21 protein-coding genes and 3 pseudogenes are annotated in these 24,249 nt (G+C 55.1%); 14 read left to right on the top strand and 10 right to left on the bottom strand.

The window, feature by feature from the left end; all coding sequences use genetic code 11:
- Nucleotides 1–198 precede the first annotated feature (198 nt).
- From J3P73_RS35825 to nifH, 4 genes and pseudogenes are all read right to left on the bottom strand, one after another.
- A complete protein-coding gene (locus J3P73_RS35825; protein ID WP_207580269.1) occupies nt 199–1,455 on the bottom strand; it encodes an ATP-grasp domain-containing protein in 1,257 nt (418 codons plus the stop codon).
- Nucleotides 1,456–1,609: 154 nt separating this feature from the next.
- On the bottom strand, nt 1,610–2,548 hold the full coding sequence (locus J3P73_RS35820) for a Rossmann-fold NAD(P)-binding domain-containing protein (RefSeq protein WP_018517509.1): 939 nt from the start codon (nt 2,546–2,548) through the stop codon (nt 1,610–1,612).
- A gap of 162 nt (nt 2,549–2,710) precedes the next feature.
- Complete coding sequence (locus J3P73_RS35815) at nt 2,711–3,952, bottom strand: Glu/Leu/Phe/Val family dehydrogenase (protein WP_207580402.1); 1,242 nt, start codon at nt 3,950–3,952, stop codon at nt 2,711–2,713.
- Nucleotides 3,953–4,002: 50 nt separating this feature from the next.
- Nucleotides 4,003–4,093 (bottom strand): annotated as a pseudogene (gene nifH, locus J3P73_RS37950) (nitrogenase reductase); the annotation flags it as partial.
- A gap of 902 nt (nt 4,094–4,995) precedes the next feature.
- Between nifH and J3P73_RS37945 the strand changes: the two are divergent.
- The 11 genes and pseudogenes from J3P73_RS37945 to J3P73_RS35765 all read left to right on the top strand — a co-directional run.
- A pseudogene (locus tag J3P73_RS37945) lies at nt 4,996–5,106 on the top strand (nitrogen fixation protein FixA); the annotation flags it as partial.
- A 269-nt stretch (nt 5,107–5,375) separates the two neighbouring features.
- Nucleotides 5,376–5,921: a TlpA disulfide reductase family protein gene (locus J3P73_RS35810; protein ID WP_131602524.1), complete on the top strand. Its 546-nt coding sequence runs from the start codon at nt 5,376–5,378 to the stop codon at nt 5,919–5,921.
- Nucleotides 5,922–6,097: 176 nt separating this feature from the next.
- Nucleotides 6,098–6,949: an electron transfer flavoprotein subunit beta/FixA family protein gene (locus tag J3P73_RS35805; protein ID WP_018484294.1), complete on the top strand. Its 852-nt coding sequence runs from the start codon at nt 6,098–6,100 to the stop codon at nt 6,947–6,949.
- A gap of 17 nt (nt 6,950–6,966) precedes the next feature.
- A complete protein-coding gene (locus J3P73_RS35800; protein ID WP_207580401.1) occupies nt 6,967–8,103 on the top strand; it encodes an electron transfer flavoprotein subunit alpha/FixB family protein in 1,137 nt (378 codons plus the stop codon).
- The gene (locus tag J3P73_RS35795) at nt 8,090–9,397 is read left to right on the top strand and encodes an FAD-dependent oxidoreductase (RefSeq protein WP_207580400.1); all 1,308 of its coding nucleotides are present in this window, start codon (nt 8,090–8,092) and stop codon (nt 9,395–9,397) included. The genes J3P73_RS35800 and J3P73_RS35795 overlap by 14 nt, the downstream gene beginning before the upstream one ends.
- A gap of 12 nt (nt 9,398–9,409) precedes the next feature.
- Nucleotides 9,410–9,706 carry a ferredoxin family protein gene (locus J3P73_RS35790; RefSeq protein WP_028734769.1) on the top strand — a complete coding sequence of 99 codons (297 nt, stop codon included), beginning with the start codon at nt 9,410–9,412 and terminating at the stop codon, nt 9,704–9,706.
- Nucleotides 9,707–9,904: 198 nt separating this feature from the next.
- The gene (nifA, locus tag J3P73_RS35785; RefSeq protein WP_168325745.1) at nt 9,905–11,464 is read left to right on the top strand and encodes a nif-specific transcriptional activator NifA; all 1,560 of its coding nucleotides are present in this window, start codon (nt 9,905–9,907) and stop codon (nt 11,462–11,464) included.
- A gap of 213 nt (nt 11,465–11,677) precedes the next feature.
- The gene (nifB, locus tag J3P73_RS35780; protein WP_028734771.1) at nt 11,678–13,171 is read left to right on the top strand and encodes a nitrogenase cofactor biosynthesis protein NifB; all 1,494 of its coding nucleotides are present in this window, start codon (nt 11,678–11,680) and stop codon (nt 13,169–13,171) included.
- Between the two features lie 15 nt (nt 13,172–13,186).
- A complete protein-coding gene (locus J3P73_RS35775) occupies nt 13,187–13,381 on the top strand; it encodes a 4Fe-4S dicluster domain-containing protein (RefSeq protein ID WP_018484288.1) in 195 nt (64 codons plus the stop codon).
- 267 nt (nt 13,382–13,648) lie between these two features.
- Nucleotides 13,649–13,855 (top strand): putative nitrogen fixation protein NifT, encoded by a 207-nt coding sequence (nifT, locus tag J3P73_RS35770; RefSeq protein WP_028734772.1) that lies wholly within the window; start codon nt 13,649–13,651, stop codon nt 13,853–13,855.
- 136 nt (nt 13,856–13,991) lie between these two features.
- Nucleotides 13,992–15,041 carry a class I SAM-dependent methyltransferase gene (locus tag J3P73_RS35765; protein ID WP_131599322.1) on the top strand — a complete coding sequence of 350 codons (1,050 nt, stop codon included), beginning with the start codon at nt 13,992–13,994 and terminating at the stop codon, nt 15,039–15,041.
- A gap of 143 nt (nt 15,042–15,184) precedes the next feature.
- On the opposite strand, the pseudogene J3P73_RS37940 reads toward J3P73_RS35765, so the two are convergent.
- A pseudogene (locus J3P73_RS37940) lies at nt 15,185–15,517 on the bottom strand (DUF982 domain-containing protein).
- A gap of 486 nt (nt 15,518–16,003) precedes the next feature.
- Here J3P73_RS37940 and J3P73_RS37935 point away from each other — a divergent pair.
- From J3P73_RS37935 to J3P73_RS35745, 3 genes are all read left to right on the top strand, one after another.
- Nucleotides 16,004–16,201, top strand: a complete 198-nt coding sequence (locus J3P73_RS37935) for a helix-turn-helix domain-containing protein (RefSeq protein ID WP_077988149.1) — start codon at nt 16,004–16,006, stop codon at nt 16,199–16,201.
- A gap of 309 nt (nt 16,202–16,510) precedes the next feature.
- Nucleotides 16,511–17,614 (top strand): pyridoxal phosphate-dependent aminotransferase, encoded by a 1,104-nt coding sequence (locus J3P73_RS35750; protein WP_138396826.1) that lies wholly within the window; start codon nt 16,511–16,513, stop codon nt 17,612–17,614.
- A 408-nt stretch (nt 17,615–18,022) separates the two neighbouring features.
- A complete protein-coding gene (locus J3P73_RS35745) occupies nt 18,023–19,051 on the top strand; it encodes an LLM class flavin-dependent oxidoreductase (protein WP_168325742.1) in 1,029 nt (342 codons plus the stop codon).
- 623 nt (nt 19,052–19,674) lie between these two features.
- On the opposite strand, the gene J3P73_RS35740 is transcribed toward J3P73_RS35745, so the two are convergent.
- From J3P73_RS35740 to J3P73_RS35720, 5 genes are read right to left on the bottom strand one after another with little or no spacing between them, the layout of a single operon-like run.
- Complete coding sequence (locus tag J3P73_RS35740) at nt 19,675–20,454, bottom strand: ABC transporter permease (RefSeq protein ID WP_138396797.1); 780 nt, start codon at nt 20,452–20,454, stop codon at nt 19,675–19,677.
- A gap of 3 nt (nt 20,455–20,457) precedes the next feature.
- Nucleotides 20,458–21,492: a nodulation factor ABC transporter ATP-binding protein NodI gene (nodI, locus tag J3P73_RS35735; protein WP_131602520.1), complete on the bottom strand. Its 1,035-nt coding sequence runs from the start codon at nt 21,490–21,492 to the stop codon at nt 20,458–20,460.
- 37 nt (nt 21,493–21,529) lie between these two features.
- Entirely contained in the window at nt 21,530–22,807 is a 1,278-nt protein-coding gene (gene nodC / locus J3P73_RS35730; RefSeq protein WP_207580399.1) for a chitooligosaccharide synthase NodC, read from the bottom strand.
- 22 nt (nt 22,808–22,829) lie between these two features.
- On the bottom strand, nt 22,830–23,480 hold the full coding sequence (gene nodB, locus J3P73_RS35725) for a chitooligosaccharide deacetylase NodB (RefSeq protein ID WP_131599290.1): 651 nt from the start codon (nt 23,478–23,480) through the stop codon (nt 22,830–22,832).
- Nucleotides 23,477–24,067 carry a NodA family N-acyltransferase gene (locus J3P73_RS35720; RefSeq protein WP_018068349.1) on the bottom strand — a complete coding sequence of 197 codons (591 nt, stop codon included), beginning with the start codon at nt 24,065–24,067 and terminating at the stop codon, nt 23,477–23,479. Before J3P73_RS35720 ends, nodB begins: the two co-directional genes overlap by 4 nt.
- Between the last annotated feature and the right edge of the window lie 182 nt (nt 24,068–24,249).

The raw sequence follows: 24,249 nt of genomic DNA, 5'->3' as shown, positions 1-24,249 counted from the left end.
GCGGTATTGAGCATCCAGGACGAAGGGTCCCTTCCGCAGTGAGGTCTGGAGAAAACCTAACATTTTCCTTCGTTCCTCAGTTCAAAGTTACCGCCACCTGGACCTACTCAGCTGCATCTCGTGCGGCATCTAGTCGAACGACCACAATCGTTTTTTTCAGTCACGTCGCTCGACGGAGAAGAGATTGTTACACGACCGTCAAGTTCCAAGCAGCCTCCCGCTACCCTGTTCACCCGGGGATGGCGCGACTGCCCAATCAACTAGGTTCAACGCGCGGTGAAGTATCGCTTCGGCTTCTGCGTGGTTGGTCGAAGCGGCAATAACATGTCCAATTATGTCTAGATAATCACCTTTCCTGACAAGAGAGACTCCCGGGTCAACATAGAATCTAACCTCAGCAATACCTGGTACAATCTCCGCCAGATCGGTACCTCTGATGTGAGCCAGTGTGCCGTCCCGATCAGGTACGAAAAAATGGGCTGCCGCGACGCGGGATCGGCTTTTATGCAGGTCGCACTTTTCCCCGATAACAAGGCTGATGTGTTGTTCGATGACATCTAGACCGTAAGCCAACTGGACCAGCCGAGAAGTGGTCCAACCCGGAAGCCGTGGGTTGACTTCCATCACGACCGGGCCTCGTTTTGTCCAGCGGAGTTCAACATTTGCTGGGCCCCAGCCGAGGCCGAGTGCTTGCAAGCACCTCAACGAGACGTCCGTGATACCCTCGTGCTCCTCATCAGTTAGCTGGGCTGGAAACATGCTTTTACGAGGAACGAAATGAGGCGGGGGCCCAAATTCGCCTGAACCGATCGCAATGACTGCGTTCCCCATTGTAACAACGTCATAAAAAGGCCCTTCTACGAACTCCTCGACAAGTATTGTCGGCGAAGACCGCCAAGGGAAAGCCCCTCCCAGCAGATAGGTTGTGTGTTCGGCTAACTCAGCGGCATCGCGACATAATCGGACACCGCTGCTTCCGTTTCCAACTGCGGGCTTAACAATAACCGGGAACCCGATGTTAGCGGCAGCCCTATCCACAGTCATTGCACTAGCTGCCCATCGAAAGGTCGGCACTGGCAGGCCATTTTGCGTCAGGAGCTGACGTTGATTAAATTTGTCGCAGCAACGTTCGATCAAAACGGGGTCCGGGCCTGGTCGGTCGAAGCACCGGCATAGCTTTCCGACCGTCACGTTAACCGACTCGCCGCGGGTCGCAAAACCGACAAACCCGGCAATATCATAGGTCGTAGCCAGATTGAGGCACTCACGCCTCACCGCATCGAAATCGTCAGTATCGACCATTATCGCCTTACCGCCTTCCGCCATAAGGTAGTCATACTGCGTTGGATCAGCCGCCAGGGTAATCGGTTGAAGTCCACGACGTCGGGCGGCCTGGACGTACAGCAGACCATTGCTTCTCGACCCTTCAATGAGTACGAGTGCTTTTGTTCGCATTGGGCGTTGACCCTCCATCCGTCCGAGGCTGTATCCGAGGGCAAATTCGCACTGAATTGTCTCTAGAGGTTCCCATTTTTCCAAGGTTCGCGTATTGCATCGCAATTTACTGGCCACAAGAGTGTCCTCTGCGTGAGTAAATAGATGACGTAGTCTAGAACACCTCAGCTGTCGGTAGCGTTCTCTCGATATCGGAAAGAAGTAGCGGCAGTTTAGACGCCAAATGCTGATTGTTCAGATCTATAAGCCTGAGAAAATCTTGGTCGTACATAGTCACATAGTTGAGTTTCGGGACCGCGCATTTCGACAGCACCGGAATTGACGAAAGGTCCACTATGGTGCGTGGCTCCAGTCGCAGGAGGGCGCCTTTTACAGCCGCTTTGTAATCTTCATTTAAATCGGCGGTTGCGATAACAGCGCATGATTGCAGCTCTCGCACGCCCCCAATCTCTTCTGGACGCATGATGGCGATTCCCCTGTCAGAGGAGGTCCGGAGGCGTCTGCGAAGTTTTTTAGGATTCCGCGTTACGACTACAGTGGAACAGAACCGATCTGCCACTCTAGTGCTGATCAAGTCGCGCCCCAGCATACCTGCCCCAATCATGTAAAGACGGCCGGGTTCCTCTATCCCCTTAAATTGCTCGGCTATTAAGTCGTAAACAATTCGATCATAGTTGAACGGTGCGATGAAGTGCAGTCGCACTCGCGATGCGCGACCCACACCTAGTGCCAGCCGTGCGATCCGAGAAATTGGAAGCGCCGGATCAAGGAGCGCGACAGCATTCGAAACTTGCTCGCTAACATAGGGCTCCCCCAGGATCTGGGATTTAGCACCGGAAGAGATCTCCGCGAGACGCTTAGCAACAGCCCTCGCACCTTTGACAAGCGCGCGCGGAAAACCAGAGAACAAAAGATCTATATTTCCGAGCGCAGACTCTTCGCCATAGACTTCAACGCGCAGGCAGGTTGTAATTAAAAGGATCCCGCTTTTCGCTAAATCGATCGCCATTGGTTTGATCTTCGCTGAATGCTGCGCCATTTGAGATGGCGACGTCATTTCGTGATCAACGTAGTGCCCAACGATATCGGTCATCGTTTCAATCCTGATCTCGGCTGAGGGTCTAGGGTTGTCAGAGGCGCTTGACTCGAAACTCCAATGGACCGCGCCTCTGATGTAGATGTTTTCTCAAGCTGTCACTTCGCGCAGCGGTGGCTCGTGTTGGTCTCCTTTCAGGCATCAGTTGGCAAAGAACTGCTAGGTCCCGTTCGCCTCAATAGCGTCTACAAGTCGCGAGAGCGCGTGGACGTAGGCGGCGCATCGCAGGGTTATGTTCTTGTCCTTCGCACACGCCCATATTGCGGCTCCTTCCTCTTCCATTTTCGTCTTCAGCCGGGCATGTATGTCCTCGATGGGCCAGTAATAGCCTTGGCGGTTCTGTACCCATTCGAAATACGAGACAGCGACCCCACCCGCATTCGCGAGGATATCCGGAAGAACGACGACGCCCCTGTTCTTGAGGATCTCATCGGCCTCCAGCGTGATCGGGCTGTTGGCGAGTTCGAGAATGATCGGAGCCTTTACATTGGCAGCGTTGCCCGCGTGGACCATGTCCTCCAGGGCCGCCAAAACGAGCAGGTCGCAATCGACCGAAACCAGTTCGTCGGCAGCAATTATCGAGACACCGTCTGAACCCGCGAAGCTGGTAACGCTTCCGTGGCGCTCTTTAGCACAATTCAGCTTTTTGATATCGAGGCCAGCCGGGCAATAGATCGCACCCTTTGAGTCAGAAACAGCCACGACTTTGTATCCGGCGGCTTCGAGCAAATGCGCTATGTGATATCCGGCGTTGCCGAAGCCTTGGACTGCCACTCGCGCTCCCGGCACTAGTCCGAGCTTCTTCGCCAGGAATTGGAGGAGATAATAGCCGCCACGGGCTGTCGCATCATCACGCCCAAGTGAGCCGCCAAGGCTGATCGGCTTACCGGTGATGACCGCAGGGGTCACCTCGCCCACGATGGAATCGTATTCGTTCGCCATCCACGCCATGGTCATCGCGTTGGTGTTGACGTCAGGCGCCGGGATGTCCCGGTTTGGTCCGATGACCTTGGCGAAGATCTGGACATAGCCACGTGCAAGGCGCTCCAGTTCAGTCTCGGATAGACAGTGAGGATCAATCTGGACGCCGCCCTTGCCGCCACCAAACGGCAGGTTCACCACTGCGCACTTGATAGTCATCAGGAAGGCGAGCGTCTCTACTTCATCTGCCGTTACACTTTGGTGATATCGGATGCCACCCTTGGTTGGGCCGCGGGTATCGTCATAGCGGGAACGCCAAGCCCGTAAGTGCTTGTGGGAGCCGTCGTCCATGCGAATCGTCAGACGAGCGTGCGTGGTCTCTAGTGGGAACTCCCATCTTTCGAAAATTGTCGGGTCGATGTTGAGGTGCTTGGCCGCATCAACAAGACGTGTCAGAGCATTTTTCAACTTACGGGTCATTTAGCGTATCCCCCAATTCTGATGATCACCGGTACCCGTGGTACGTGATGGTCCACGAGGGCCGCTAGCTTGTTTTGGGACGTAGGTGGACTTGCCAATTCCGCCCTTTCCATAGAATGCGATCTGACGCAGAGCTGCCATGCTTGGCGTTCCTTCATGTGTTCGAAGCAATGCGGTTATCCCGCAATGGATGCGGAGACCGTTCCGCTGCCTCGCAATAGCTCTCAAGATTCGTGCCAAGCAGGCCGATTGAGCTGACGGACAATAATTCGCTGCGATTCCAGTTATGTGGGCGGAAAAAGGCGCGCGATCGAGGAGGTAGCCTTTGTCGCTGATCTGACAAAGGTGACGACAATGTCGCAAATCGTTGTCATGCGTCTGACGGACCACAAGCTGGCTTCGGCTTGTTCGTTTGGTCAACCGATCAGAACGGCGTTGATGTAAACGATTGAGACGGAGAAAAGCCAAGAGCTCGATGCGCTGCAGCAGCGTTTATGGACGGCTCTCGATTGATATTTCCAGCAAGGGTTTCTCCACGCTTCTGGCAATGATCCTGCTCACGCCGCAACATCAGCTAAACCGCTTGTCCAACCTCACTAGGCGCCCGCAGCGTTATTTTCTCGATCGCTGTGCTTCTGATCGCGCATACGGTGTCGCTAGTCAGATTCAATGGTAAACCGAAGCTCGATACACGCCCACCGCACCAGAACGTCAGTCCCCGTGCCATCTCCAGGCGTATTATTCGGCGTTGAAATCTTCCGGCTCGTGGCGCAGCTATCACGGACTTATCCGACCTGAAGCCTATCGAACCGCCCCTCCGTTCGCGGTGGTGATCGGGCGGATTGCGACACGACATGTCGGCAACCCTACAAAACCCCTCCGCATAGCGACAACGAAACATGTGAAATCTCGAAGGCTTACCGGCGCAACCTGATTGGCACGAGTAGTGCTCAGAGTAAGCCGGGTCCCTAAAGCCCAAATCCAATTGGGAGCTTAACGCCTATGCACATCGTGGTCTGTATCAAACAAGTGCCGGGCTTCGGACGCCTGGTATCGTCTTCGTCGGGAAGCAGACAACTGACGGCGACACGGCCCCGGTCGGACCCGGAATCGCAAAGAGGCCGAACCTCCAGCAATCGACTTACATGGCGAGGAGCTCTGGAATGGCCTCGTGCTGCATCTGCATTAGACCTCGGCATCTTCCCGTCACGACGGTGACTATCGTCACGCTCTCAGAAGAAAGAATTCGCAATGTCACGCATCCGCAGAAGCCATTTCAGAAGACGAGATCACCAGCGTTTGTTGTCCAACCGATGGAACGAGCGCCGCTCTTCGAAATCGGAGCAACTCGAGCTGATACTTGGCCGGAAGGGCTCATTCCTCGAGCACGAAGCGGCCCATAGAATACTGTGGAGCATAAAACATGGCGTCTAGTTTAAATCTCGGCTCTCCAGCCCCGCCTATCAAAGTGCAGAACTGGCTGCGCGGCGATCCGCTTTCCAACTTCCAGCTCGGCAAAATATACGTCGTTGAGTTCTTTTCGACTACCTGCGGTTATTGCGCGCCGGAGCTATCCGACCTGGCGAAGTTGCACAAGAAATTCATCGACACGAGAGTTGAGTTCATTGGGATCGCAGCAAGTGAGGAAGCTGCAACGGCTGACGACGCCCGAGCCCAGGTGGACGCGTCCATAACCAAATCGCTCCCGAATACGAACATCCGGATGGGATTCGACCACTCAGGCGAAATGGATGAGGATTGGCTCAAAGCCAGCTTGTCGTTCCACGTTCCAAAGACGTTCGTTGTCGACCGAGACGGTAGCATCGCCTTTATCGGTGATCTGGTTATGCTCCAGGACGTTTTACCAAAAGTGATTGACGGCAACTGGCGCGCCAGCGCGGAAGCAAAGAATGCCGAAGAGGAGCGGATTGCTGAAGGCGAGACTTATGCTGCGCAGATTGTTTCATGATCGAGTCTCGGCGGCGATTGAGATTAAGAATTGGAAGGCGGCGCTCTCGGCGATTGAGGAGGGCATCAACCTGAACCCGGACAGCATCTTCTTGCGGCGCAACTTTATTGGCACGAGTAGTGCTCAGAGTAAGCCGGGTCCCTAAAACCCATATTCGACTGGGAGCTTAAACGACTATGCACATTGTAGTCTGTATCAAACAGGTGCCGGACTCTGCGCAGATACGCGTCCACCCGGTGACGAATACGATCATGCGCCAAGGCGTACCGACCATCATTAACCCTTACGACCTGTTTGCTCTCGAAGAGGCACTACAAGTTCGTAACCGCTATGGGGGCGAGGTGACTGTTCTCACGATGGGGCCGCCCATGGCTGAGCAAGCGCTACGCAAAGCCCTCACCCACGGCGCAGATCGCGCAGTGCTTCTCACCGACCGCCACTTTGCTGGATCTGACACGCTGGCGACCTCGTATGCTCTTTCTCAAGCAGTAGCGAAGATTGGCGAGAGCTATGGGGCGCCAGATATCGTCTTTACCGGAAAGCAGACAATTGACGGCGACACGGCCCAGGTCGGGCCCGGAATTGCAAAGAGGCTGAACCTCCAGCAACTGACTTACGTAACGAAGATTGTCTCCATTGATCCCACTTCGCGCGAGCTCATGGTTGAACGACACGCGGAGAGCGGCACGCAGATGCTGAAGAGCACGTTGCCGTGTCTCATCACCGTGCTGGAAGGTGTCAATGCAATCCGCCGGGGCTCTCTCGATGACGCCTTCCGTGCCGCGCGAAGCCCGGTTCTTAAATGGGGGGCCGCTGACGCCGGCATTGGGGAGTTGACCAAATGCGGCCTAAGGGGATCGCCGACGGTCGTGAAGCGAGTATTCGCCCCCGGTCCCCGCGCCGAAAAAGCTATGCAAATGGACATTAACGACAAAACGTTGGCCGAGGTCGCGGCGGACACGGTCGCTGCAATTTTTGCCCGCGAGCCTGTTTTGGAACGCAAGCTCACGTCCCATGGCAATCGGTGAGCAGCGAGGAGTAGATTTTGGTCGCTAGAAAAAATGAAACGCCGGCAAACGCGGTCGGCCGCGCCAGCTCAGGGAAAAAGCTGCTTAAGTGTTTCGAAGATCACCGGCACGTCTGGGTCTTCATGGAACTTGAGCGCGGCAAGGTTCATCCCGTATCGATTGAACTCCTCGGCGAAGGCCGCAGACTAGCCGACAAACTGGGCGTCCAACTGGCCGGGGTAATCCTCGGTTCGTCTGAAGGCGTGGGGACCAAGCCTGCGATCGAAGAGGCCTTCGCTTACGGAGCCGATATCGCCTATCTGGTAGAGTCGCCGCTCCTCGCCAACTATCGAAACGAACCCTTCACGAAGGCTTTGACGGATCTGGTCACTACTCACAAACCAGAAATTCTCCTTCTCGGCGCGACCACGCTCGGCCGCGACCTCGCCGGTGCTGTAGCGACGACCTTACAAACAGGGCTTACGGCTGATTGCACCGAGCTGGATGTTGATGGAGATGGTTCACTCGCAGCGACGCGGCCAACTTTCGGCGGGTCCTTATTGTGCACGATCTACACGCTGAACAGCCGGCCGCAAATGGCAACGGTGCGGTCCAGGGTCATGGCGACGCCGCAACGTGAGGATAAGCCAATTGGGCGCGTTATCCAGCACGAACTCACAATGGTCGAGGAAGCGATCGTCACCAAAGTCCTCGCATTCCTCTGCAACGACGGTTCTGAGCAATCCAATCTGGCCAACTCCGACATCGTGGTTGGGGGCGGACTCGGCCTCGGCGCTGCGGGAAACCTGCAGCACTTGAGAAACCTTGCAACGACGATCGGCGGGGGAGTCGGGTGCTCGCGGCCACTGGTCCAAAAAGGCTGGATGCCTGCTGATCGACAAATTGGTCAGTCCGGCCATACCATTAGACCTAAGCTCTACATCGCGGCGGGAATATCTGGCGCGGTCCAGCATCGCGTTGGCGTCGAAGGAGCCGATCTGATTGTCGCTATCAACCTCGACCAGAACGCTCCGATCTTTGACTTCGCCCACATCGGCGTTGTCGCTTGCGCGCTGGAGTTCTTGCCGGCGTTGACAGAAGCTTTCGCCAGGCGAATGCCACCGCACAACTCTATCAAGGGTATGGATCGAGGAAGGCTAGATGACCAAGAGTAAGTTCGACGCGATCGTCATTGGTGCCGGTATGTCCGGCAACGCCGCAGCGTATTCGATGGCTCGTCGCGGTCTAAAAGTGCTGCAACTGGAGCGCGGAGAACATTCGGGCTCTAAGAATGTTCAGGGGGCTATATTATATGCGAACATGTTGGAGGCGATTATCCCAAACTTCCGAGATGACGCTCCCCTGGAACGGCATCTGGTCGAGCAACGATTCTGGCTAATGGATGACTCGTCGCACACGGGCGTGCACTATCGCTCTGATGACTTTAATGAACTGAAGCCAAACCGGTATACGATCATCCGTGCCCAGTTTGACAAATGGTTCTCATCCAAGGTGCGCGAGGCGGGCGGCACAGTCCTTTGTGAAACGACAGCGACGAAACTTGCTCGAGACCGGAGCGGTAGTGTAATAGGCGTTTACACGGACCGAGAGGGCGGTGTGATCCTCGCGGACGTAGTCGTCCTCGCTGAGGGCGTGAACGGACTGCTTGGAACACGAGCCGGCTTGCGCGATATGCCGAAGCCAGAAAATGTGGCACTCGCTGTCAAGGAAATGCATTTTATGCCGGAAGAGGTCATCGCAGAGCGCTTCGGCCTCACCGGTGGCGAAGGCTGTGTGATCGAAGCCGGCGGCACGATTTCACGCGGAATGGCCGGACTGGGCTTCCTTTATACCAACAAGGAGTCGATCTCGGTGGGGATCGGCTGCCTCGTCTCCGGTTTAGCGGAAAGCATGGAAAATCCGTACCGCCTTCTTGACGCCTTCAAGCAACATCCCTCGATCCGACCATTACTGGCCGGATCAGAGATCAAAGAATACGCCGCGCATCTTATTCCTGAGGGGGGCTTCAAGGCAATCCCGCAGCTCTTTGGCAACGGGTGGATCGTCGTGGGCGACGCGGCGCAACTAAACAATGCCGTGCATAGGGAGGGATCAAACCTTGCGATGACATCCGGCCTCATGGCGGGTGAAGCGATCTTCCAGATAAAGAGCCGTGGCGGTTTGATGACGAAACGCAATCTCTCTCTCTATAAGGGCATACTGGACAAGTCGTTCGTCATGAAAGACCTGATCAAACACAAAGATCTTCCGAGCCTCCTCCACACCGACAGTCACAATTTTTTCATGACGTATCCAACGCTTATATCTCAGGCGGCGCAAAATTTTGTGCGCGTCGACGGTGCACCTAAAATCAACAGGGAGAAGGCCACAGCTGCCTCCTTTATCAACGCACGATCCCGTTGGGGGTTGATTAGCGACGCGGTCCGCTCCGCCGTATCTTGGCGTTAAAAGGAAAATTCGATGAAGGCGACCACCATTGAGCGCATTGAGGATAAGCTGTACCAAAACCGATATCTCGTCGATACTGGACGTCCGCACATTACGGTGCGACCGCATCTGTCGCCGAGCCCAAACCTCCTCGCCTTGACGCAAATCTGTCCGGCCAAATGCTACGAGGTGAACGAAATTGGTCAAGTGGCGATTGTTTCGGATGGCTGCTTGGAATGCGGCACATGCAGAGTGTTATGCGAAGCGAGTGGCGACATAAAGTGGAATTATCCCCGGGGAGGGTTCGGGGTCCTCTTCAAATTCGGATGAGGAGTCCCTACCTCCGCCGGGATAGCAGCGATCGATGCAGCTGCTGCATTAGCGGCGGCGATTGAATGTGCATCCACTCAACCTTTCGAAAGGCTAATTTTTGCGCCGTCGATAACACGTATTTTTAACTTAGGAATATGCGTTAGCATATTTCGCGTACCAGGGTAAAAAGCAGTGCACCCTCCCCTGTTTGTAGGCATGATTAAACCAGAGGCGCGGCTCCATATTCTCTACGACATCTCCAAAGAGCTTATCTCTTCTTTTCCTCTAGACAACTTGCTGAAGGCTGCCATGAACGCCCTCGTCGAGCATCTGCGATTGCGCGATGGCGGAATCGTGATTCACGGCTCGGGAGGAGAGCCTTGGATAAACGTACGGGCTCCCATTGGGGACGACGTTCGCTCACGTTCTCTGACGATTGAACAGGCGGACGCAATAGATCGTGTCATCGCTAGCGGTGAGAAGCACTTTGGGAAAAATTCTGTCGTTCTCCCCGTTAAAGTAAACCGGAAAGCAATCGGCGCATTGTGGATTGATTTCGCGCAGAAAAGCGGAGATCAGGACGAAACCCTTCTGGCAATGATTGCCGTCCTGATCGGCTTAACCTGCCAGCGCGATCGCGAATTGTGCAGCGATGGCGGCGCAGTCGCCGAGGAACAACAAGCAGGACAGATTCCGAAAATCAAACCGAAGCCTCATCCCACCCAACTCGATAAAATCGACTGGATCGTTGGGGAGAGCCCCGCGATCAAGAGGGTATTAGCTACCACCAATATCGTGGCCGCGACGAACTCCGCGGTGCTCTTGAGAGGAGAGAGCGGCACTGGCAAGGAATGCTTTGCTAGAGCAATACACGCATTATCGATACGGAAAAGCAAGGCGTTTATTAAGTTGAATTGCGCTGCGCTGTCGGAAACCGTTCTGGAATCCGAATTGTTTGGCCATGAGAAGGGCGCTTTCACTGGCGCTCTCCTTCAACGAGCTGGACGTTTCGAACTGGCCAATGGCGGAACGCTGTTGCTTGATGAAATTGGCGATGTATCACCACAATTCCAGGCGAAGTTATTGCGCGTGTTACAGGAAGGCGAATTCGAACGTCTCGGCGGAACGAAGACATTGAAAGTAGACGTTCGAGTTATATGCGCCACCAACAAAAACCTTGAAGTGGCCGTCCTTCGAGGGGAGTTCAGAGCCGACCTCTATTACCGGATCAATGTGGTGCCGATCATTTTGCCGCCACTTCGGCAGCGCGACGGAGACATTTCGCTTCTAGCGCAAGTGTTCCTCGAGCAATTCAACAAGGCAAATGATCGAAATTGCGACTTCGCCCCGTCGGCCATAGACATTTTGTCGAAATGCGCCTTCCCCGGCAATGTTCGCGAGCTGGACAACTGCGTTCAAAGGACCGCCACTCTCGCCAGTTCAAATACCATCACTTCATCGGATTTTGCCTGTCAGCAAGACCAGTGTTCTTCGGCGCTCCTCTGGAAAGACGCCCGCGACGGCACTGGCAACGGCCCGGTGCATAGTCTCAACCCGCGAGATACAATGTTAGGCGGACTGGGGGCCAACGTAGGCACTCCCAGCGGTGCCGCAGCCACAATCGAGGCAGCGGGTCTCACTGAGCGTGATCGGCTGATCAATGCAATGGTGAAGGCTGGCTGGGTACAGGCCAAAGCGGCTCGTATCCTGGGTAAGACGCCGCGGCAGGTCGGCTATGCGCTACGCCGGCATCGTATCGATGTGAAGAAAGACTAAGCGGAGAACGATATGAAGAATGTCGTAAGCTTTGGTTGAGTCGGCCTAACGACTTCGGGCGCGATCCTGTCTTGATTTCTACAAAACATCTCCGGCAGCAAGCGGGAAAAAGGGCGGTAAAGGCGACATAAGCGCTGAAACAATAATATCTCATCGACCGGAATCTCTCTTGCTTTTGGAGCTGTAACCTTTCCTCAACAGTGGAACAGTGCGATGTGGGAACCGGAAATAAAGGTCGGGACGACCAGCAGTACCCCCTCCCACCGGGCGCCGATGGCTCCCGCTATGCCCGGTGGCCGCGCATCTTCGTCCTATGGCCTTTCGGTGACGGATGACAAAGATGCGCGGATCTGGGAGAGAATCAAAGATCATCCCTGCTTTTCAGAGCAAGCGCATCACTATTTTGCTCGCATGCATGTCGCGGTCGCACCTGCGTGCAACATCCAGTGCAACTACTGCAATCGCAAATATGATTGCACCAACGAAAGCCGTCCCGGGGTCGCATCAGTAAAGCTAACTCCCGACCAGGCACTACGCAAGGTGCTTGCCGTCGCCAGCAAAGTGCCGGAGCTTTCCGTAATCGGCGTTGCCGGACCGGGCGACGCTTGTTACGACTGGAGGAAGACCGTCGCGACGTTTGAAGGAGTTGCGAGAGAAATACCTGACATCAAACTATGTATCTCCACCAATGGATTGGCGCTTCCGGATCATGTCGATGAGCTAGCTGACATGAATATCGATCACGTGACGATCACCATCAACATGGTGGATCCGGTAGTCGGGGCGAAGATCTATCCGTGGATACTCCACGGGCATCGTCGATACACTGGCATAGAAGCTGCCAGGATCCTTCACGAGCGCCAAATGCTGGGTTTGGAATTGCTGACCAAGCGCGGCATCCTCACCAAAATCAATTCGGTTATGATTCCAGGCGTCAATGACACGCACCTCGTCGAAGTTAACCGATGGATCAGAGACCGCGGCGCATTCATGCACAATGTGGTGCCCCTGATTTCCAAGCCTTCGCATGGTACTTATTACGGTCTTACGGGTCAGCGTTGCCCGGAGCCGTTCGAACTGAAGGCACTTCAAGATTGTCTCGATGGCAACGTCAAGCTTATGCGTCACTGCCAACAATGCCGGGCCGACGCCATCGGTTTGTTGGGCGATGATCGCGAGCGAGAGTTTGCCCTCGACCAGATCTCCACCAAAGTTGAATTCGACACCAGCAAGCGCGAGGCCTATCGCAAGCTGGTCCAGCACGAGCGAGGGGATCAACTGGCAGCAAAATTGGACGCGAACAAAGCAGTCAAGTCACTGAGTTCTTCGGGAACCCTTGCTGTTGCCGTAGCGACTAAAGGTGGCGGCCGGATCAACGAACATTTCGGTCAGGCAAGAGAATTCCAAGTGTATGCAGTCTCACGAAAGGGGATCAACTTGGTGGGACACCGCAAGGTCGAGCAGTATTGCCTCGGTGGTTTAGGCGAGAAGGCCACTCTCGATCACACTATCGTTGCACTCGACGGCATCGACATTCTGCTTTCTTCCAAAATCGGCGATTGCCCAAAGAAGCGGCTGGCAGAAACTGGCGTGCGAGCCAGTGACGCATTTTCCTATGATTACATCGAGACTGCGATTGGCGCGCTATACGCCGCCGAGTTTGGCGGCAAACCGGCGATGCCGACGGCTTTAGGCCCCTCTAATTGAATCAGGAGCTAAAACATGGCCTTCAAGATCATTATATCCCAATGCACCCAGTGCGGCGCTTGCGAATTTGAATGTCCCTCAGATGCGATCAGTTTCAAAGGTGAGGGATATGTTGTGGATTCAAAAAAATGTACCGAGTGCAGGGGTGAGTTCGACACGCAACAATGCGCTTCGGTGTGTCCGATGCCGAAGACCTGCGTCCCTGCCTGATCGTCACCAGACTAAAGCGCAAAGAATGGGACGAGTGGCCAGTGGTCTCCTAGGCGAATATGAGGTTAAAAATTCACGTACCACCAATATCCCATCCAGTGAGCGATGCGCGCAACCTGAGTAGCCGACGTAGGCCCCGGAACGGATGCCGTCCAAGACAGAGCCATAACGGAGGTGTCGGCCTGGTCATATGTCGTACCAAAATAATAGGCTTTGATAACGCTCGACTTTCGATCTTCAAAGCCGCCGTAGCGAGAAGGGACATGCATGAGAGTGACAATCAGCAGAACTGACGTCGGCTTATCGGTCTATATTCACAAGAAAGACCTTGAGGAACCGATCATCTCGGTTGAGCACAAAAACCTATGGGGCGGCTTCATTTTGCTGAAAAATGGATGGCGGATAGCCCTCCCCGAGCTATCGCAGAACAGGCGCCTGCCCGTTACTGTCGACGCGAGGAGGCTATCCAGTTAGCGTGTGCGCGGGTCGATAGATGAGCGTCGATGCCAAGCGCAAGCGGGCATACACCCCGAATAGGGGGCATCGAGTTCCCGATCCATTGAAGGCGGCCATCGGCAAGAGGCCGCCCGTAAATCAGGAGGAATCCGACATGACCCAACTCAACGACACAACGCTTGAGAAGCTTGTGGACCGCATCCTTGGCGACCTTGGCGGTGCATTCAGCGTGCCGCTGGTGCGGATCGGCGATGACCTCGGCCTCTACAAGACGCTGAAGGAGATCGGACCCGCGACGGCCGAGGAGGTTGCCGTGGCCGCTAGATGCGCGCCTCGCTATGTGCGCGAGTGGCTGGCAGCGCAGGCGGCTTCGGGCTATGTGCATTACGAGAATGGCCAGTTCTCGCTCACGCCGGAGCAGGCCTATGTGTTTGCTGAACCCGACAGCCCGTTCAACCTGATTGGCGCGTTCGATACCGCTGCCGCGATGGTCGGAAATCAGCCGAAGGTGCAGTCTGCCTTCAAGACCGGTGAAGGCGTTGCCTGGGGCGACCAGGCTGGCTGCATGTTCTGCGCTGTCGCGCGGCTGTTCCGCCCTGGTTACGTCAATGCGCTGGTCCAGGAGTGGCTGCCGGCGCTCGATGGCGTGATCGCCAAGTTAAAATCGGGTGCAACGGTGGCCGACGTCGGTTGCGGGCACGGGGTATCGACGGTGCTGATGGCGCAGGCCTTTCCCAATTCTCGGTTTGTGGGCTACGACTTCCATATGGGCTCGATCGCGGCTGCGAAAGCGCACGCTGAGGCGCACGGGTTGACGAACGTGCAGTTCGAGGTGGGCCGAGCGGAAGATTTCGACGGCCGGGATTTCGACTTGATCACCTGCTTCGACTGCCTGCACGACATGGGCGACCCGAAAGCCGCGGCGTCTCATATCAGAAAGGCGCTGAAGGACGGCGGCACGTGGATGGTCGTCGAGCCGATCGCGGGAGATACGTTGGAGGAGAACATCAATCCGGTCGGGCGTCTCTACTACTCGGCGTCGACGATGATCTGCGTTCCCACCTCGCTTGCGCAGGAGACTGGGCTGGCGCTAGGCGCGCAGGCAGGCGAACGGCGGCTGACCGAGGTGATCCGGTCCGGCGGTTTCACCCATATCAGGCGCGCGGCCCAGAGCTCGCTCAACATGGTGCTCGAAGCAACCTGATGGCAAGGAGTGGCGCGTCCGTGTCCGGCCAGCTGGGGCGGTTCAGAAGCCGGAAAACTCCAGCCTCCGGTGGTCCAGAATCCTGGGGCGGTTCAAAAGCCGCCGAGGCTCTAACCGCCGCTGGTTGAAAGTTCAGTGGCAGGTCAATCGCTCCGCGCGACGTGACGTCGAAAGCGGGTAGCCATTGAGATTCGGACTATCCTGGGGCTCGAGGGCAGATCCGGTCGTCGCGCTCTAACTCCCTGCCGGACGAGAGAGAGCTGCGATACCCGCCTCATCGGCCACATGTAGAAGCGCTTACCGGAGTTGTTCCGGGGCAGTCTTACCGCTCAATGCGTCGACGCAAGCTTTGACGGCAGCCACATATTCCTCGCCGTCATAGCGTCGTTGATCAAGCGACGCGCCGCGTTGCCCAGCGTTCACACGATCTTGCGAGATGCCGGGCCTTGCAACGCAAACCCGCATTCTTTGCCCAGCGTGCCTTGGGCCCAGCGTGCTTCGTCGTTGACTGTATCGCCTCTATCCTGCGCCATTTTAGCCGAGTGGCTTTCTGACGGGACCGTAACGGTATTCGAGAGGCAATTGAAAGTGAGGCGAGACACCGTCCGAAGATGGCTCGCTCAGTTGTTGGTAATGATTTACGAACGCCCGCTTATGATGGTTTTCATGTCTGGCTGCCAATGTCTCGATTTAATGCCGAAACATTGTGCAAGGGGGCTTTGGCCTCAGGCGTGATCGTTATTCCTCCCGCGCAACGGTTGTTGATCCTATGATCATAAACGCCGGTGATCGCTTATGTCTGGGAAGCGTCGTGGTCCGATTTATCGTCAGCTATAGCAACGATATCGAAAACCCCTGAACAATCTCAATGAAAGCCGTTCTGAAGTGTCGATAACCTACTGAGATTCTGTTCAGGGTCATCGCTTATCGGCTAGACTGGTAACACGACGACTGAAAAGATCATGGATTTCGACATTGCCAATCTGCTCGATTCAGACGAGGCAATGGAAGCCGGCGATTCAAAATTTATCGCCTCAGCCCTCGGCGTTCTTGCCGCGCGAGGCGCACCTGACAGCCGTTGTCGTATCCTTAGAAAGAACCCGTATGACGCGGAATTAGTTGTCGCCAAGGATTATGTCGAAATCGATGTCATCGATTAGATGAGCCACGCCAATTGTATCGTAACGCTGGCCGGGTAAGTTTCGAGAAGGCCATTTCGATCGACTTCCTATCGCGCTGCCATTTTCGAAACATGTGCTCGCGGACAGTCGGCAACGTCCCTGCTCTCCTGTCCCTTCCCGCACAGCCTGCCAGTCAATTGATAGCGTGGATGGATGCCATGCATAGAAATGATTTTACCAACCGTATGAAAATCCAATAAAAAAGTCGCGAGCCGATATGGAATGGACGAACAGGAGTATTTGTACCGGCACAATGTGATCGCCCCAGCGAATGAAACGGAGAAAAACATGTCTGATGCAAAATTGCAGAGCGTGCTTTCGGCTCTTGCGGAAGTGCCCAGACAGCTGAACGCTCTGCCTTCCAGTAAGGCGCCGGATGCTGGTTGCATCAAGCTAAACACGAATGAAAATCCATTTGCGTTGCCGGCAGTTGTCATGCAGAGCGCTATTGCTGCCCTCGAACGGCAGTATCTGTATCCGGAAAATGACAACATCAGTCTGAGGGAAGCAGCCGCCCTTACCTATGACCTCTCCAGAGATCAGGTGATCGCCGGGAACGGATCATCTGAACTTCTCGGGCTTATCTACAGGGCATTCCTTGCTCCGGGTGACACTGTCGCGATGGTGTCGCCGGGGTTTTCATTCAACCGCAAACTGGCCTTTTTGCAAGGAGCTGATTTTCTGGAAATTGGGTGGGGGGAAATTCACTCATTGCTGTCAAAGCAATTACTCCTCGGACCAGCAAAAGATGCCAAGTTCATTCTGTTGGCTAATCCGAACAACCCAACCGGAACATTTATTCCGATTGCTGACATCGAACTCCTTGTGGCACAATCGGATCGGTTGATTGTTTTGGATGAAGCCTATGTCGACTTTGCACCTGACGATGCTCTACGTCTGGTTAAGCGTCATGCGAACCTCCTGCTCTTAAGAACATTTTCGAAGAGCTATGCTGCTGCGGGCATTCGAGTTGGGCTCGGATTCGGTCATCCTGAGGTCATCGGCAGACTGCGAAACATACAGAACGTCTTCAACATGAACGTGATTGGCCATGCTGTTGGCGTCAGCATCCTTTCGAATCGGTCCGCCTACGACGAGAACCACAAGCAAATTAAGTATGAGAGACAGCGAGTGAGCGCAGCGCTCTCGCAATTTGGTTTCACCGTAACTCCCTCGCATGCAAACTTCCTGCTGGCCCGTGTGCCAGCAGGAAGAGATAGCGTCTGGTGGCAAGCCTCCCTGGAGCGGAAAAAGATACTCATTGCTGTCTTCCCCGATAGAGGACTGGAATATTCCATCCGCGTTAGCATCGGTACAAAAGCGCAGATGGATGCATTTCTTGCGGCGGTCAGCGATATTATGGGAGCTGAGGATCTCGAAGGCCGGCCTTAAAGCAACGCTGCCTCTGCTCTATGCGTTGCATAAACATGATATGGCGGGCAACGGGAGGCCGCTGCTCGATACTATCCGCCCGGTTTGGACCGGCCATCAAAGTCAAATCAGGAACCATCTTCACAAAAGGCGCGCGTCGGCACGACCTGCAAAGCGTCGACGAAGCCACCGGGTCGGCATTCTCTAGGTCTTGGTGATGTAGAGCGGGCCGACGCCTGACGGTGGACTTTCGGCAACAGCAAAATCACAGATGGCTGCGGGCAATTTCGAGATCTCAATGATCTGCCCTCGCAGACGCAAAGCTCAGAGGTAAGTTCGCCCTGAGCATGAGATCATGTCCGCTCAGCAATCCAAGTCTTAAATTTGGATCGGTGCCTGAAGGATGTGCATGAACGTTGGAGATACGGAATGAGAAACGCCTTTCCTGCAAAGCTAAGCTTCGGCATCTTTGATCATTTGGACGAGGATGGTCGCGACCTCGCACAACAATATGCAAATCGCCTTACGCTAGCAGAGACCTGCGATCGGCTCGGTTTTTATGCGTATCATCTCGCAGAGCACCATTGTACTCCGCATGGCAGAGGCCCATCGCCGAATTTGTTCTTATCGAGCGTGGCACAGCGCACTCGTCATCTTCGCGTCGGCCCCATGGTCATGCTGCTAAGCCTGTGTCATCCGCTACGCGCGTTTGAAGAGATCTGTATGCTTGACCAGTTGAGCGGTGGTAGGCTCGAGTTGGGCATAGGCCGCGGATCACTCCCAATCGAATTGGGTTACTTTGGAATTGATGCGGACGCGGTGCCGGAGCGTTACGTCGAAGCCAGTGAAATCCTTGTCAAGGCAATGAAGGGCGGTACGCTATCCTACCAAGGCGATCACTTTGAGCTAAACAACGTACCATTGACGCTGAAGCCTTATCAGCGTCCACATCCGCCCATTTGGATCGCCACCAACCGGCCCGAGTCTGCAGCTTGGGCCGCTGCAAATGGCGCGAATATCGCGTGCCTAGGACCCGCGTCTGTTGTTCGAAAAATTACTGATGCCTTCCATTCCCATCGAGAGGACTACGATGGCACGAACGACCAAGCCTCATTTCTCGGATTGCTCCGAATGGTGGTGGTCGGACGTTCTGCCGCGCATGCCTATTCACTCGCGGCACCTGCTTACGAACGATGGGTTCAGAGCTTCAAATTTCTATACGATATCAATGCGATCCCAGTTCCGTCAAACCTGCCGCTGACCTTGGATGCCGCAATTGAGAGTGAATTGTGCGTAGTAGGAACGGCAGCCTCTGTGCGACGGTCTCTTCTTGATCAGTTGGAAGAGGCAGGCGCCAACTATCTTCTGTGTCAACTCGCGTTTGGAGATCTGCCATTGGACGCTTCAATATACACTGCTATGACCATTCAGTCCGACATTATGGATCGGGTTGGTTGACTTCGGCAACCACTTGGCGCGCCGCCTGACCTTTCCCCGTGGACTCCGCAACTAACACCAGTTATCCCATGCCGCCTCCACGACACCAATTGAATCAAGGAGTCGGCCCGAAGGAGCCCCGGCCTGACCTTGCTCGAAAGTTTTTCGGAGTTCCCTCCAACAGTTTTGTGACGTGGCGGATGTCGTCACTGATCAGATTAAGGCTGGCTTAGGGGAATTGCCAGGCTGTCTGTTGCTTTCTCTAGCCGATAACGTGGCGGTTCCGGCCTAGGTTTCTGTGGGCCATGTCATCGAGGATTGTGTCGTCCCTAGAAACCGCAAGATCGCGTACAGACCAACGGCTATCGCCGACCCTGATTGATCAGCTGACGGGGCTCGGCAGCACGGTCGTCATCGGCGGCATCGCTGGGCTCACGCAGACCATGCTGGCCGAGGCCGGAACAATGGTCGTTTGACCTTGGCATTAGGCCGCGCAATCGTAGTGAGGTGCTGACGGTGGCAGCCGTAGCAAATTGGTGAGGCGGCATCACGCCGCTGGAGCCGGGGTCGTCGCTGCCCCAATATGGTTAGCGGTGATGGCCGCGGAGACGCGATGTGCCCTTTTACTTGCTAAGCAGCATTCTTCACCGCATCAGTCGCCGCCGAAGCAATGCGGTCGACAAGAAGAATGGTACGACTATGTAGATGCAGAGAACGCCGATGTGCAGGCAGACATTGGTGATTGATTGGCCCAGCATCGTCGGGCGGATAACATCTACCGCATGTGCCAAGGGCAAGAACGCCGCAAGCTGCTGGAATGCTACAGGCAATTGGTCGATGGGAAAGACTGCGCCTGATAAGAACAACATCGGTGTGATGACAAGCGTTTGATAAAATATGAAATAATCGTAGCTGGGCGCGAGGGCCGTGACCACCATACCAAGGCTCGCAAAGGCAAAGCCAGTAAGGGCAATGACCGGAAGAGCATAGAGAAGAGACAGCCAGTGAGTGTATCCCAACATGGCGGCGACGATACCAATGCCAGTGCCTGCGAGCGACGCCTTAGTTGCCGCCCAAGCCATTTCCCCAACGACGATATCCCCTAGCCTGAGCTGTGTGTACAACATTGCTTCCCAGGTGCGCTGGCCCTGCATTCGGCCAAAGGCCGCATAGATAGTCTCGAAAGTTGCAGCAGTCATCGCGCTTGTCGCGATCATTCCAGCCGCCAAAAATGCGGTGTACGATACGCCGTCAACGTGCCCTACCATCACTCCCAATCCAGCGCCGAGCCCGAATAGGTATATTATGGGATCGGCTAGATTTCCGAGAATGGATGCCAGCGCCGCTTTTTTCCAAGCCAGATAGTTTCTGCGCCAAACTGCGAGCCAGTTCAAACCGCCAGCGGGTAATGTTGCTACGCTCATCGTCTACTTCTCCATCTCGCGTCCGGTTAACCGCAAGAAGACATCCTCTAGATTTGGTGGACGCTCCAGCAAGCGCAGGCCCGAATATCCACGCAGTTGCGCGCGCACCTGCTCTGGATCAGGCGTGTAGCAGAACAGGGTCTCTCCGCTGATTTCCAGTCGCCTAGCGTTTGGCCTGATCAAAAGACTAAGCTCCTGCGGATCGCCACCATAAATTTCGATCACGGGACAGCCAATCTGCTCCTCGATCAGGGCATGCGGTCGGCCTTCGGCGATCTTTTGCCCAGCTTCAAGCACGCACAGCCGGTCGCACAACCGCTCAGCCTCTTCCATGATATGGGTGGTCAGAAGAATTGTCTTACCTCGTGCCAATAGCGATCGAAGTCGTTCCCAGATCAAGTGGCGCGCGTGTGGGTCGAGACCAGTGGTCGGCTCGTCCAAAATGAGTAGCTGCGGGTCATTAATGAGCGCACGCGCCAACGTGAGGCGCCGCTTCATCCCTCCAGATAGGTCTGCCACACGCGTATTCGCCTTGCTCTCAAGTCTCGCAAATTCAAGCAGCGACGGGATGACCGCTTCGATTTCTCGGGTGCTCATGCGGAAGTAGCGGCCGTATACTAAAAGGTTTTCGCGAACCGTGAATTCCAAGTCGAGATTATCGAACTGTGACACGATCCCGATTTTCGCGCGTGCCAAGCGAACCTGGCCCGGCTCCTGCGCTCCGAGTACAGTGATCTTGCCTGCACTTGGCGACGTCATTCCTAGGATCATACGGGTGATCGTACTTTTACCTGCGCCGTTCGGTCCTAAAAGACCAAAACACTCTCCTGCGGCGATAGTAAACGACAAGTCATTGACGACGACTTTACCACCATATGATTTCGAAACGCCGGCCAGGTCGATTGCGACTGGGGACAACGAGCCAGAAGGCGAGTCTATAGCCTTAAATTTCGAACGGCCCTGCCGCTCCGATATGATGATATGATCCTGGTGCGGATCAGCGATTGTCGTCTTCAAATTCGCCAATTGCCCGTTCATTTCTTGTCCCAAATTTTGAGCTGCGGTGACCCGTTCATCACTCGCCACTATAGGCAATTTCAGATGTCGCCCGCCCTGGCATTTTGGTGGCGCCCTGCTGACCAACAGTGGGCGCAGTAGCGACTGATCCGCGCGACAGCCAGTCGCTATTGGACAAGGTACAAAGGGCATAGGCCTTCAAGGGAATTAAGAGAAAGATGTTCACGAGCGTGTGGAGAGCAAAACCCAGAAACCTAAGTTCGCGGGCGCGATAGGCAGCCACGCTGCATCGTACAAGAGTCATGGATCCGATCACCAGGATCGTCCACCATGGTACTGTGGCGGTCAGCGCAAACTGGCCAATACCCGTCAATACCGACAGCGCAAGAAGCAGAAGGCCGCCATTTTGCCCGATTACGTCCAGCGTGAGATACCGATCGAGGCCAGGCAGTATGGGGAGCGCAAGCAAAGTATCCCGAAAGGTGCTGCGTGCCCACCGTAGTTGTTGACGCAAATAAACACCCATTGTGTCAGGAACGACTGTCGCCGCGATGGCGCTCGGAACATACTCAGTTCGAAAGCCTGCGCTCAGCATGAGAATCGTCAAATGGCGATCTTCACCGAAGTCACTCGGCTTGCCGCGATAAAGCTGCGTCTCGTACTGATCGAGCAGCGAAAGCATAGCAGACCGACGGTACATCGCACATGGGCCGCAGCAACACATAACTGCACCGAAGCGAGCTTGTGCCGCGCGCTCCTCGTTACAGGCAAGCCAGTACTCCATGTCAATCAAGCGAGTTAGCCAGGTGTCCGCCTGGTTACTGGCTTTCATTTGGCCCATCACCGCACCGACTGCTGGATCGCGCATCTTGTGGGAGAGCTTCGAAACGACGTCGGGGGCGATCGTCGTGTCTGAGTCCACATTCAAGATGAGGTCCCCAGAGGACTGGGTTATAGCGGCGATTTGCGCTTTGCGCTTTCCAACATTTTTAGCGAGAATTGTGAAGTTGAATCTTTCATCGTCTGCATAGGCAGCGCGCTGAGCCTCCACCGCGTCGCGATTTTTGGAACCGTCGTCGACTACATAAAAACGCAATTTTCCAGCGTAATCCTGTTCCGCGAGAGACGCGAGGCATTCGGAGAGAACGATTGGGTCCTCATTGAAGCACGGCACAATGACATCAACGCTTGGTAGACGGGTGGTTTCGACGTCTTTCGCAGGTGTTGTTGGGATCGTTGTCCGCCGAGCATGAAAGACCTGCGCGCTCTTGTAAACGGTGGAGAGCATTGCATAAAGTGAAACGGCGGCGATGCTGGTTGTTGCGAGCAGGGTCATGGTTTCTCGTTTGTTCAGTGTTTCAGGGAAGTGAACGAATTTCGAATCCGCGGCTATGCAGTGCCGGAATAATTCGAGAGAGTGCTAACAGCGTCTGGTCCCGCAGTCCGGCAAGCGAGCATTGCTCAACCTCATCGGGAGGACACCCGTCGTGCAAAAGCACGATTGCCCCAGGCCGAGCAGCATCAAGCACCTCATCAACGATCACGTCGACGCCCGGGCAAGACCAATCTCTAGGGTCGGCCGACCAGTGCACGGCTCCAAGTCCAGCCCTCAACGATGCTGAAAGAACGTCTTCAGTCCAAACCCCGTAAGGCGCTCGTAAGTGCCGGACCAAGGCTTGGGGACAGGCCGAGACAATGGCTTGATGCGCCTCGTCTATTTCACGTTTAACATCCTCGGGACCGCAGGTGGCAAGATCGGGATGCGTCATGGTATGATTGGCGACATCGTGACCTTCCGCCACAATACGTCGGATGAGTTCTGGGTGATCCTTCACGTATGAACCGATGGCAAAAAATGTCGCCGGGACGCGGTGCTCAGCTAGAACATCCAGGATTTGCGGCGTGCAGAATGGATTAGGACCATCATCGAACGTCAAGTAAACGCAGCGATCTTCCTGGCCGCTTGTGTGATTGACCAATACTTCGCTCATATAGGCAGGCCGCTTCATAGTTCCGACCCGTTTCGTTCAATCAACGAGCCCGCAGGCCACTCCGTCATTGGACGGTCGAGGGGAACTACCAAAACGAGGACATCTTCAGTGCGCGTGGCTGGCAGGTCGGAATGCGCGTCTGGAAGCGTTGAGCGCACACGTAGCCCGGTCATCATATTGGCGGTACCGTCTCGGCAGTATCTTTCCATATGATTCCGCATGGCGTGGCGAACTGTTCCAAAGGCAAATGGAACGCTCAACTCGCGCAGAACCGGAAACATAGCGCGGACCGAGTGGGCGATGCCTAATCCCTCTAGATCAGGCCGCACTCCGTACAGACCTAGCTCGGCCACAAGCAAATCAGTCGTGCCGACCTTTATGAAACGTCGTAACACGCCCATGTGGCTAGCTACGCCGCGAGAGTCGTATGCGATTGCGCGGCGTTCGGGCCTCGCACCACCCCAGCTTCGCCCAGTCTCGAACGGCTTGGCATTGAAAGCTCCCGTCGGCCCATAGGTCTTGCAAAAAAACTCAGCGAGTTCCGCGTGGTCTGAGGCTTCCAGCTCATTTTCCCAGCATATTTTCCATCGCACTTCAGAAGACATGCAAAAAGCTCCACATTGTTTCTTCACCCAGCCACGATCAGAGGTGCGCGTGATTGTTGCGCATCACTATTGGATTGCCGGTTTGACAATCGAGCGGTTAAGAGAATTAAGAATTCAAATCGGGCCCCTGCCCGGCATTTCGTTTTTTCGTTCGCGGCCTTGATATTGATCAAGTTCCGGCT

It is taken from the genome of Rhizobium ruizarguesonis, assembly GCF_017357285.1.
Lineage (GTDB): Bacteria > Pseudomonadota > Alphaproteobacteria > Rhizobiales > Rhizobiaceae > Rhizobium > Rhizobium ruizarguesonis.
The sequence above is the reverse complement of the archived record's forward strand: the minus strand, read 5'-3'. Positions and strand labels throughout refer to the sequence as shown.

Bases quoted from the DNA above. Each gene is read 5' to 3' on its own strand.
- J3P73_RS35825 (WP_207580269.1), bottom strand. From the start codon at position 1,455: ATGCGAACAAAAGCACTCGTACTCATTGAAGGGTCGAGAAGCAATGGT.
- J3P73_RS35820 (WP_018517509.1), bottom strand. From the start codon at position 2,548: ATGACCGATATCGTTGGGCACTACGTTGATCACGAAATGACGTCGCCA.
- J3P73_RS35815 (WP_207580402.1), bottom strand. From the start codon at position 3,952: ATGACCCGTAAGTTGAAAAATGCTCTGACACGTCTTGTTGATGCGGCC.
- J3P73_RS35810 (WP_131602524.1), top strand. From the start codon at position 5,376: ATGGCGTCTAGTTTAAATCTCGGCTCTCCAGCCCCGCCTATCAAAGTG.
- J3P73_RS35805 (WP_018484294.1), top strand. From the start codon at position 6,098: ATGCACATTGTAGTCTGTATCAAACAGGTGCCGGACTCTGCGCAGATA.
- J3P73_RS35795 (WP_207580400.1), top strand. From the start codon at position 8,090: ATGACCAAGAGTAAGTTCGACGCGATCGTCATTGGTGCCGGTATGTCC.
- J3P73_RS35790 (WP_028734769.1), top strand. From the start codon at position 9,410: ATGAAGGCGACCACCATTGAGCGCATTGAGGATAAGCTGTACCAAAAC.
- nifA (WP_168325745.1), top strand. From the start codon at position 9,905: ATGATTAAACCAGAGGCGCGGCTCCATATTCTCTACGACATCTCCAAA.
- nifB (WP_028734771.1), top strand. From the start codon at position 11,678: ATGTGGGAACCGGAAATAAAGGTCGGGACGACCAGCAGTACCCCCTCC.
- J3P73_RS35775 (WP_018484288.1), top strand. From the start codon at position 13,187: ATGGCCTTCAAGATCATTATATCCCAATGCACCCAGTGCGGCGCTTGC.
- nifT (WP_028734772.1), top strand. From the start codon at position 13,649: ATGAGAGTGACAATCAGCAGAACTGACGTCGGCTTATCGGTCTATATT.
- J3P73_RS35765 (WP_131599322.1), top strand. From the start codon at position 13,992: ATGACCCAACTCAACGACACAACGCTTGAGAAGCTTGTGGACCGCATC.
- J3P73_RS37935 (WP_077988149.1), top strand. From the start codon at position 16,004: ATGGATTTCGACATTGCCAATCTGCTCGATTCAGACGAGGCAATGGAA.
- J3P73_RS35750 (WP_138396826.1), top strand. From the start codon at position 16,511: ATGTCTGATGCAAAATTGCAGAGCGTGCTTTCGGCTCTTGCGGAAGTG.
- J3P73_RS35745 (WP_168325742.1), top strand. From the start codon at position 18,023: ATGAGAAACGCCTTTCCTGCAAAGCTAAGCTTCGGCATCTTTGATCAT.
- J3P73_RS35740 (WP_138396797.1), bottom strand. From the start codon at position 20,454: ATGAGCGTAGCAACATTACCCGCTGGCGGTTTGAACTGGCTCGCAGTT.
- nodI (WP_131602520.1), bottom strand. From the start codon at position 21,492: ATGAACGGGCAATTGGCGAATTTGAAGACGACAATCGCTGATCCGCAC.
- nodC (WP_207580399.1), bottom strand. From the start codon at position 22,807: ATGACCCTGCTCGCAACAACCAGCATCGCCGCCGTTTCACTTTATGCA.
- nodB (WP_131599290.1), bottom strand. From the start codon at position 23,480: ATGAAGCGGCCTGCCTATATGAGCGAAGTATTGGTCAATCACACAAGC.
- J3P73_RS35720 (WP_018068349.1), bottom strand. From the start codon at position 24,067: ATGTCTTCTGAAGTGCGATGGAAAATATGCTGGGAAAATGAGCTGGAA.